Here is a 9,612-nt window from a genome sequence, read left to right on the forward strand (position 1 = left end):
GACCAGCGGGAGGAGGGCCACGCTCTGGCGGTCCATGGGGCAGAGGGAAGCGGCTCGATGATCGGACGAGCTCAGCAGGAATGCATTCTTGGCGACATTCTTTGATGTGTCCTGGCCATTCATGCGCGGGATTCCTCGGCATTCTTTGCGTCGCCTGGAATCGCGGAACGGCGGATTCACAAGAATCGAGAATTCAATCTCGCAAAGCCGGCATTCGGGATCTGGGTGAAATGACACCGAAACCTCGTCTCAGCTGCTGGTTTACATACTGGAAATACAAGAAACGGCATACATGAAAGCACTGTGAAGACCGTCACACTCGCTGGGATCAAGCAATCTGGACTCTGGTCCGCAACGCTGTGACCAGACAGGATGTCCAGCCTGGGAGCGCTGGTCATGGTCCTGCTGCCGATCGGCGAGCGGGCATTTGTTGAGCAAAGCGAAGAATCTCCGTTAATCGCGTTCCGTGTGGCTGTCAAACGGTGGAGAAGTCACAAAAGAATTCCAATCCGGCGTTGTGGTCCGGGTAAACGGGGGTTAATGTTGACCCGTGCTAAAGATCAATGGGAGCTTGTCAACTGTCCCGCATTGATTGATTCACGTGAACATGGCCGAAGAGTGGTTCGGGGCGGTCATGGGCCCGCGCAAGCAACGTGCGGGCTGGCTCGGCGAAGAGGCCGGGCCGCGAGGAGGCCGGCGGTGGCGGTGACGCGACCGTTCGGCCGACATCGCCCCACCGAGATCTGATCGTGGGAGGTGTGGTGAGTCCGTCAGGGCAAGCATCGGCGCTGAACGTGTGGAGTTCAGACGCAACACAAGACAGCAATCCCGACATCGGCGCACGTCGTAGTCGCCCCCAATGGAGCAAGAAGTACCTGGCCCGGCTGGCCATCTCCGACGCGGTCATCGTGATCGCCGCGGTCGCCGTCGCGCACCTTCTCCGGTTCGGTACCGGCAACCCGTTCGGCCAGCGCGGACAGGTCGAGATCCCGGCCACCAGCGTGGCCCTCATCTTGATCATCTTGTGGCTCATAGCTTTACGTGCCAACCACGCGCTGGATCGTCGCGTCGTCGGGTCCGGCCCGCAGGAATACAGCCGCGTGGCCACGGCCTGCTTCGCCGTCTTCGGCGCACTGGCGATCGTCGACCAGATCTTCCGGCTGCAGATCGCCCGCGGCTTCCTGCTGCTGGCGCTGCCGCTGGGCACCGTCGCCTTGCTCGTGTCGCGATATCTGTGGCGCCGCAACCTGTCTCGTCAACGCCGCAACCGGCTGAACATGGAGAAGCTCCTGGTCGTCGGCAGCCGCGACACCGCGACATCGCTCGTGCACCGGCTCACCCACACACCCCAGCTCGGGTACGACGTCGTGGGGGTGTGCCTCCCGCGCACCGTCGCGCCGCTGCCCCCACACATCGAGGTGGGGGAGCATGCGATCCCGGTCCACGGTGACCTCGACGACGTGTTGGCGGCCGTCGACTCCGCCGACGCATCGGTGGTGGCGGTCAGCTCGGCCGAGGTCCTCGGCCCCGACGCCATGCAGGAACTGTCCTGGGGTCTGGAGCGCGTCGACGTCGACATGCTCGTCGCCCCCGGCGTCGCCGACGTCGCAGGCCCCCGACTCACGGTGCGCCCGGTTGCCGGACTTCCATTGCTGCACATCGACAAACCCCGCTACGAAGGCGCCAACCGATTCCGCAAGGCGCTCGTCGACAGGGTGGGTGCTGCGGTATTGATCCTGGCCCTGGCGCCGGCGATGTGCCTGGTTGCGCTGGCGATCGTCCTCGACACCGGCGCCCCGATCTTCTACCGGGCCACCCGCATCGGGGTGAACAATGCGCCGTTCCAGATGTGGAAGTTCCGGTCGATGGTGGTCGACGCCGACCGCGTCAAAGCCGATCTCCGCGCCCGCAGCGAAGGCAACGGCGTCCTGTTCAAGATGCGTGACGACCCGCGAATCACCAGGGTCGGCAAGATCATCCGTCGCTACAGCCTCGACGAACTGCCCCAGCTGTTCAACGTCGTCGGCGGCACGATGAGCCTGGTCGGCCCGCGCCCACCGCTGCCCGACGAGGTCGAGCAGTACGACGGGCGGATCGCACGACGCATGCTGGTCAAACCCGGGATGACCGGGCTCTGGCAGGTGTCGGGCCGCTCCGATCTGTCCTGGGAGGACTCGATCCGCCTCGACCTCTCCTACGTCGAGAACTGGTCGATCATGCAAGACGTGCTGATCCTGTGGCGCACCGTCCGGGCGGTCTTCGACAAGACCGGCGCCTACTGATCACCCCCCAACCTGGACGCCCCAAGACCCCGGACGGCGCCGTCGGGTGCTGAGTAACCCCACCCCCGCGAGTACCCGCCGACGCCGTCCGGTCCATTCCCACCCCCAGTAGACACACCACCGCCAGACACATCACCGACATCCAGACCGACGCTTCGAGAAACGAGAACCCGATGTCGTACCCCACCCACACGCCTCGAATCCTGCACACCACCAACGTCTATGACGGCGGCATCAGCCGGGCCGTGGAGAAGATCGTCTCGCTGACCCCGCAATACGAGCATCATCTGCTGGCCGCGGGCGGATCGGTCGGCTCCGGCGCCGCCGAGTTCGCGTCGGTCACCGAACTCTCCCGAGACCCGTTGCGCGCCATCGGCGACCTGCGCACCCGGGCCCATCAACTGCAACCCGATCTGGTGCATGCGCACTCCAGCTGGGCCGGATTCTTCTGTCGCGCCGCAGCCCTGCCGGTGCACACGATCTACCAGCCACACTGCTTCGTGCTGCAGGACCCGCAACGCGCCGGCTGGAAACAAGGCGTGTTCCGCGCCGCTGAGCAACTGCTGAGCCTGCGCAAACACACCATGGTGGTGCTGACTCCCGAGGAGGAGTCGGTGGCGCGCAGCATGATCGGCGTCCGCCTCGGCCGCGCCCAGGTGGTGCGTGTACCCAACGCGGCGCACCGCGAACCCGCCGACCCGCTGCGCACCGCGACACAGCCGTGGCATGAGCGGGCCCGGGTCGCGATGATCGGCCGGATCTGCCCGCAGAAGGACCCGCGGTTCTTCGCCCAGCTCGCCAAGGCACTACAGCGCAAACACGAGGACGCCGAGCTCATCTGGATCGGAGACGGCGACCCCGACGCCAGGCGACTGCTCGAACACAACGGGGTGACGGTGACCGGCTGGGTCGGCGACGACGAACTCGACGCGCTGCTCCGATCGATCGACGTCTACGTGCACAGCGCACTGTACGAAGGGTTTCCGCTGTCGGTCCTCGACGCCGCGAGCTACCGCATCCCCACCGTGGTCCGCGACATCCCCTGCTTCGACGGCACCCCACTGGTCTGCGAATCGACGGTCACCGAGGTGGCCGATCAGATCCACCACATCGTCGCCGACGACGACTACCACGACGAGGTCGTCGACCGCACCGTGCGCGTGCTCTCGACGATGAACAAGACCAAGCAGCGTCAGGCGTTCGTCGACTGCTACGACGCCTGCCTCGCCGAGGGAGCCTAGCGGTGCGGGTGGGTATGCCGAGGCGCATCCTCGACCGCCACGTCGGCGGCAACACGACCTACGCGCGGTCGCTGGCCGGGCAACTCCGCGACCGCGGCCACACCGTCGACGGATTCGGCGGACTCGGCCACCCCCTGGCCAACACCGTGCGCGAGACCGCAGCCGGAATCCATTCCGCCGAGCTCGATCTCGTCCACTACGTCGCCGACACCGGCCCGCTGGTGCGCACCCGCGTGCCGTCGGTGGTCACCGTCCACGGCGTGGCGAGCAGATGGATCGACACCGGCCGCACCCCGATGGCCGAACGGATCTGGCGTACCCGGGTCGCGCGTGCCATCGACTCCTGCGACCGCGTCATCACCGTCTCGCAGGCCAGTGCCATCGACGTCGCGGAAGTCTTCGACGTCGACCCGAACCGCATCGACGTCATCTACCACGGCATCGAACACACGGGTACCGAGCACACGGGTATCGAGCACACCGGAAGCGGGCCCAACAGCGCAGACAGCCCGGACACCGACCCACCGGTCCGCACAACCGTCCGCGACCTCGACGACTACATCCTGTATCTGGGAAACCTGGAGCCCCGCAAGAACATTGCCGCGCTCATCCGCGCCATGGATGACGTCCCCGCCGGGGTGACGTTGGTGATCGCGGGTAAACCGGCCTGGGCCGCCGACGCGATCATGGCCGAGATCGCCAACTCACCCCGGGTCGTCCACCTCGGATTCGTCAGCGACTCCGAACGCGAACACCTGATGCGTCACTGCCGGCTGTTCGTGTTCCCCAGCCGCTACGAGGGTTTCGGGCTACCGGTCCTCGAGGCGCTGGCGCACGGCTGCCCGGTGCTGTGTTCGCGACGCGGCGCGCTCGCCGAGGTGGCCGGTCCCGCCTTCGAACTCGCCGAGATCGACGAGTCGGCCATCGCCGCGGGCATCTCCGACGCATTGGCCGCAGTCGCCGACGGCGACACCCGCACGAGGCTCGCCGACGCCGGACGTGACTGGGCCCGACAGTTCAACTGGCAGCGCAGCGCCGAGGCGCACCTGGCTGTCTACGAGGAGTTACTGACATGAAAGTCGCTCTGCTGCACTGCTACAGCTCCGACAACCTCGGCGACGGCATGCTCGTCGACCGGGCCGTGGACCTGATCACCGAGGCACTCGGCCCCGACACCGACATCGACCTCGTCGCTGCATACCCGGAATCCTTTCAGTATCTGGGCCTTCGGTGCGTGTCGAGCAAACCGGGATCACTGGGCGAGGCGCGCCGCTACCTGCAGGTACTGCGCAACCTCGACGCCTACGACCTCGTCGTCGGGGTCGGCGGCGGGTACCTGCGATTCGGGTCGGGCGTCGAATCCGCCAAGACCGCCATCGTGCACGGACCACAACTGCTGGCCGCCGGCCGCACCCACACCCCGACGGTGTACCTCCCCCAGAGCATCGGACCCAGCCGCGGCGCCGCACGACGCCTGGTACGCACCATGATCGGATCACTCGACGCCGTATGCCTGCGCGACGACCGCAGCATCGAGGAACTCGGCACCGCCCCCAACATCGCACGCATCCCCGACGTCGCGATCATCAGCGGCTCGGTCGCCGACCGCGGCACCGACGACGCCGCGGCCCCGGGCCGCACGACCATGCCGCGGGTGGTGCTCTCGGTCCGCTCGGTACGCGGCACGCTGCCGCGTCCGGTCACCGAACTCGCCGGGATGCTCGGCAAATTCGACGGCTACGTGCAGAGCGCGGTCGCCGGTAACAACGACACCACCGTCATGGAATCACTTGGCCCGGCCGAGATCCTCACCCCGCGTGAACTCCTCGACCCGCGCGCCGAACCACGCGTGGTGGTGGCGATGCGCCTGCACGCCGCGTTGATGGCCCTCGAAGCCGGCCACTACGTCATCCACCTCGCCTACGAACGCAAGGGTTTCGGAGCCTTCGCCGACCTCGGGCTCGACGCCTACGTCCACCACTTCCGCAGCTTCACCCCGGCCGTGGTGGAACAACAGGTCGCCCGACTCCTCGACGATCCCGCCGAACGCGCGACCTACGACCGACTGCTCGCCCAGCGCGCCGACGCCCACCGCGCCCGGTGGCGCGAACTGCGGGACCGGTTGCGCACCAGCGTCGGCCTGACTCCCGAACTCCACGCACTGGCGGGGCATCCGGGATGACGGCACCCGACCTCGCCGCACCGCAGGCCGGCCCACCCGGCCGGGCGGAGCAGTCGCGCAGCGCGCCGGCCGGGTTGGCGCCGGGCGAACACGGCTTCCGCCTGATGATCCCGTGGTGGTTCCACCCGCTGTGGATCGCCGCGATCTTCGTTGCGCTGCTGCCCATCTCGGCTGCGTTGATCCCGACGAGCGCATTCACCCTGTGGAAGACCCCGCGCTACATCGACGCAACCATCGGGATGACCGGCTTCCTGTCGGGCCTGAGCCTGCTGGTGGGTCTGGCGGTGTTCACGCTGCGGGTGCGGCCCGGGGTGACGATCGTGCGGGTCAGTGCCTCGGCCGTGGCGCGGCTGCGGGCGATCGCCGTCGGCGCATTCGTGTTGGCGCTCTTCGGATACGGCATCTGGATCGCCCTGTCGTTCCTGCGCGGGACCACCGTCACCGACTTCGTCAACGTGATCACCCTGCAGGAGGGCGCGATCAGCGCGCTGAAGAAGATGAACCCGCCGGTCGCCGGGATCACCACCTTCACCCAACTCGGGCCAGTCGCCGCCGGGGTGATGATGATGCTGCGCCGCATGGGTGTGCGCGCCTACACCTGGCAGATGGTGGTCCTCGTCGCCCTGGCCGTCTACCGCTCGTTCTTCTACGGCGAACGCCTCGCGATCATCGAGGTCGGCCTGCCGCTGATCTTCCTGTATTTCGCGGTGCAACCGATGCGCACGGGCACGGCGCCGGGCGCACAGATCGCGCGGGGCGGACCCATCGAACGCGTGATGCGAAAGACCGCACCGTTCTTCGCGATCCCGGCCATCTGGGGTCTGTTCGCGGTGTTCGAATACTCCCGCAGCTGGCTGTACTACCGCAACATCGTGACGACGAGCTTCACCGAATACATCTCCACCCGACTGGCCGGCTACTACGTCACCACCGCCAACAACAGCGCCATGTACCACGCGGCCGTCGCCGGCAAACCACACGACCCGTACTACTCGTTTGCCGCAGTGTGGGACGGGCCGGGGATGTCGATGATCGCCGGACGACCCGAGATCGCCGGACTCGACCCCCAACAGTGGTGGAAGATGATGCTGGAGAACAGCGCCAACCCCGAGTTCAACAACCAGGGCACCTTCCTGATCACCGACGCCGACCTCGGCACACCGCTCTCGATGCTGTACTGGTTTCTCCTCGGCCTCGCCGTCGGTTACCTGTTCTACCGCGCCACCCAGGGCAGCCTCGTGTCGCTGCTGGCCTACTCGCTGACCATCATGGGTCTGCTCGAGGTGTCCCGGATCATCTACTGGTCCCAGGGCCGGTTCATCCCGATCCTGTTGGCGCTGTTGGTGATCGCCGTCCTGCTGCCCGGGCCGAAACGCCGGGAGATCCATGCGTCCGGGTAAGTCGCTGCGGCAGAAGCTGTCCCGGCCCGGCCCACGGGCCCGGGCGATGGTTTTCGGTGCCGGTGACCAGGCCGTGGTCAGCATGGCCAGCTTCTTGTTCCTGGTGATCGCCGCCCGCTACCTCGACACCGCCGAACTCGGCTTGTTCGCCGGAGCCATGGTGTTCTACCAGGCGCTCACGGCGATGGCGCGTTCAGTCACCGGCGAACCGCTCGTCGTCCTCTGTGGTGACAAGAACGGTGGCGACAAGAGCGGCGGTAGCAACGGCAACGGGCACAACGGCGACGGCGACAACGACATCGATGCCGGCGACCTCCGCCGCGCAGTCGTGTGGGTCTCGTTGATCGTTCCGCTGATCCTGGCTGTGCTCGGCGGCATCGGATTTGCCGTCATCGACAACCGGTTGGTGCAGATCTGCTGCCTGTGCCTGGTGGTCTCGCCGATCATCCTCGGCTACGACACCCTGCGCTTCGTCTACATCTCCCGGCTCGACACCGCCTCACTGCTGCTGCTCGACGTCGTCGTCGCGATCGCCCAACTGTCGCTGCTCGCCGCAACCCTCGCCGGTGGCGGCAGCGCCGATCAAGCGATCCTGGTGATGTTCGCCGCACCCGTTGTGCCCCTGGTCATCCACCTGATCCGCGGCGGGATACCGGTGCACCCGTTGCGCCGATGGGTGACGACGGCGCGCCCGTACCTGGGTAGCTTCTTCTACGAGTCGGTGTGGGGTGCGCTGCTGCAATGGGCGCTGGTGTTCGTCATCGCCGCGGTGTCCGGAGTCGCCGACGTCGCCGCCTTCCGCAGCGTCATCGTCATCTACGGACTCACCAACGTCGTCACGAATTACCTGCGCAGCGTGGTGTTGTCGCACATCGTCACCCGCGGCCGGCTCACCCGCGCCGACATCGGCACCGACACCGTGGGCATGACCGCGACCATCGCCGTCACCATCGGCACCTCGATGCTGATCCTGCTGATGCTTCCCGACTCGCTGGGCCGTGCGCTGCTCGGCGACACCTGGGCGCACGCCGCACCGTTCATCCTCATCGGTGGCCTGGCCCGATTCTCTGCGGCGATGGAAGCCGTCCCCGGAGTGCTGGTGCGTGCCGCGCGCCAGACCTGGTCGGTGGTGCGGGTGCGCACCATGGTCGGGGCGCTCGCCCTGATCGTCTGCCCCCTCGGCGCCTGGCTGGGCTCGGTCACCGGTGCCTTCGTCGCGATGATCGCCATGTCGTGGGTACTGATCGCGTCACTGTTCGCGCTGCTGTTCTCCCGCGTGCCCGCCGGTGCGCCCGCATCGCCCCCATCCCCACAACCGTTGCGAGCCAACCGCGATGACGCGGTCGGTCGCTTCCAGAAGAGCGTCAACCAGAGAGGTAGCAACCATGCGAGTCGAGTCGGTGTCGGTGGACACGAATGACCCAGGACGGGTCGCTCCCGTGCTGGACGCGGTACGCCGTGGCTGGTGGATCGTCCTGGCCTGCGGGATCGTGGTCGCCCTGTGCGGCTTCGGGTACTCCATGCTGCAGAGCCCGGTTTATCGGGCCACCGCTGCGGTGTACGTGACATCCGGATCGGAGGCCTCGGCGCAAACCGCCTATCAGGGATCGCTCGCCTCCCAACAGCGCGTGGCCTCCTACGCCGAACTGGCCTCCTCCGACGAGGTCATCGACCGGGCCATCAGCCAGGGCAACCTCGGGATGACCCGCGACGAGGTGCGTGAGGCGTTGCAGACCTCCGCCAAACCCGACACCGTGATGCTCAACATCAGTGCCGACGCCGGCTCGTCGGAGAAGGCCGCGCAGATCGCCAACGCGGTCGCCGACAGCCTGTCGGGATACGTGGCGACCCTGGAGAGTCCGGCGGCAGGCGGTCAACCACTGGCCAAGGTCACCCCGGTCACCCACGCCGAGAGCAAAACCCAGGCCGTCTCACCCAAACCCGTCCGGGACACGTTGCTGGCGTTCCTGATCGGCATCGTGGCGGGCCTGGTGGTGCTGTTCGTCAAGAACCGCTTCGACCGCACCGTCACCTCCACCGCCGACCTCGAGGACATCGGGTCGAGCCTGATCTTCGGGTCGCTGCCGTTCTCGACGGACCTGCGCGACACCAGTCTGGTGCCCTTCAACAAGGGCGCCTCCGCGCTTGCCGAGGCCTTCCGGATGGTGCGAACCAACCTCGCATTCGCCAACGTCGACGACCCGGTCCGCGCCATCCTGATCACCAGTGGTGGTGCGGCCGAGGGCAAGACGACCACCGCGGTCAACCTGGCACGCTGCCTCGCCGAGGCCGGCAAGACGGTGATCCTCGTCGACGCCGACCTGCGTCGCCCGGCGGTGGCCACCGCACTCGAGATCAACCCGCACGTCGGCCTCACCGACTACCTCGGCGGCGAGGGCTCGATCATGGAGTTCGTCCAGCCCAGCGGCACCGAGCGGCTCAGCATTCTCGCCGCCGGGTCCGTGCCGCCCAATCCGGCCGAACTCGTCGGCTCCCCCCCCCCCCCC

General features: G+C 67.1%; 7 protein-coding genes. All 7 read left to right on the plus strand.

Translation table 11 applies throughout. The annotated features are described in order from the left end of the window. Positions 1 to 761: 761 nt before the first annotated feature. Positions 762 to 2,282, plus strand: a complete 1,521-nt coding sequence (locus B1964_RS27805; RefSeq protein ID WP_079932133.1) for a sugar transferase — start codon at positions 762 to 764, stop codon at positions 2,280 to 2,282. Positions 2,283 to 2,455: 173 nt separating this feature from the next. Beyond that, positions 2,456 to 3,523, plus strand: coding sequence for a glycosyltransferase (locus tag B1964_RS27810; RefSeq protein WP_079932127.1), 1,068 nt, complete (start codon positions 2,456 to 2,458; stop codon positions 3,521 to 3,523). 14 nt (positions 3,524 to 3,537) lie between these two features. Beyond that, on the plus strand, positions 3,538 to 4,599 hold the full coding sequence (locus B1964_RS27815; protein ID WP_253194246.1) for a glycosyltransferase family 1 protein: 1,062 nt from the start codon (positions 3,538 to 3,540) through the stop codon (positions 4,597 to 4,599). Continuing rightward, positions 4,596 to 5,705: a polysaccharide pyruvyl transferase family protein gene (locus B1964_RS27820; RefSeq protein ID WP_079932129.1), complete on the plus strand. Its 1,110-nt coding sequence runs from the start codon at positions 4,596 to 4,598 to the stop codon at positions 5,703 to 5,705. The genes B1964_RS27815 and B1964_RS27820 overlap by 4 nt, the downstream gene beginning before the upstream one ends. After that, on the plus strand, positions 5,702 to 7,105 hold the full coding sequence (locus B1964_RS27825; protein ID WP_079932130.1) for a hypothetical protein: 1,404 nt from the start codon (positions 5,702 to 5,704) through the stop codon (positions 7,103 to 7,105). The genes B1964_RS27820 and B1964_RS27825 overlap by 4 nt, the downstream gene beginning before the upstream one ends. Next, a complete protein-coding gene (locus B1964_RS27830) occupies positions 7,092 to 8,525 on the plus strand; it encodes a hypothetical protein (RefSeq protein ID WP_079932131.1) in 1,434 nt (477 codons plus the stop codon). Before B1964_RS27825 ends, B1964_RS27830 begins: the two co-directional genes overlap by 14 nt. Continuing rightward, on the plus strand, positions 8,491 to 9,612 hold a 1,122-nt coding region (locus tag B1964_RS27835; protein ID WP_253194244.1), incomplete at its 3' end, for a polysaccharide biosynthesis tyrosine autokinase. The genes B1964_RS27830 and B1964_RS27835, both read left to right, overlap by 35 nt.

Origin of the sequence: Gordonia sp. i37 (assembly GCF_002043085.1) — a bacterium.
Taxonomy (GTDB): domain Bacteria; phylum Actinomycetota; class Actinomycetes; order Mycobacteriales; family Mycobacteriaceae; genus Gordonia; species Gordonia polyisoprenivorans.

Excerpts from the sequence above, each read along its gene's own strand:
- B1964_RS27810 (WP_079932127.1), top strand. The coding sequence starts at position 2,456 with ATGTCGTACCCCACCCACACGCCTCGAATCCTGCACACCACCAACGTC.
- B1964_RS27830 (WP_079932131.1), top strand. The coding sequence starts at position 7,092 with ATGCGTCCGGGTAAGTCGCTGCGGCAGAAGCTGTCCCGGCCCGGCCCA.
- B1964_RS27815 (WP_253194246.1), top strand. The coding sequence starts at position 3,538 with ATGCCGAGGCGCATCCTCGACCGCCACGTCGGCGGCAACACGACCTAC.
- B1964_RS27820 (WP_079932129.1), top strand. The coding sequence starts at position 4,596 with ATGAAAGTCGCTCTGCTGCACTGCTACAGCTCCGACAACCTCGGCGAC.
- B1964_RS27825 (WP_079932130.1), top strand. The coding sequence starts at position 5,702 with ATGACGGCACCCGACCTCGCCGCACCGCAGGCCGGCCCACCCGGCCGG.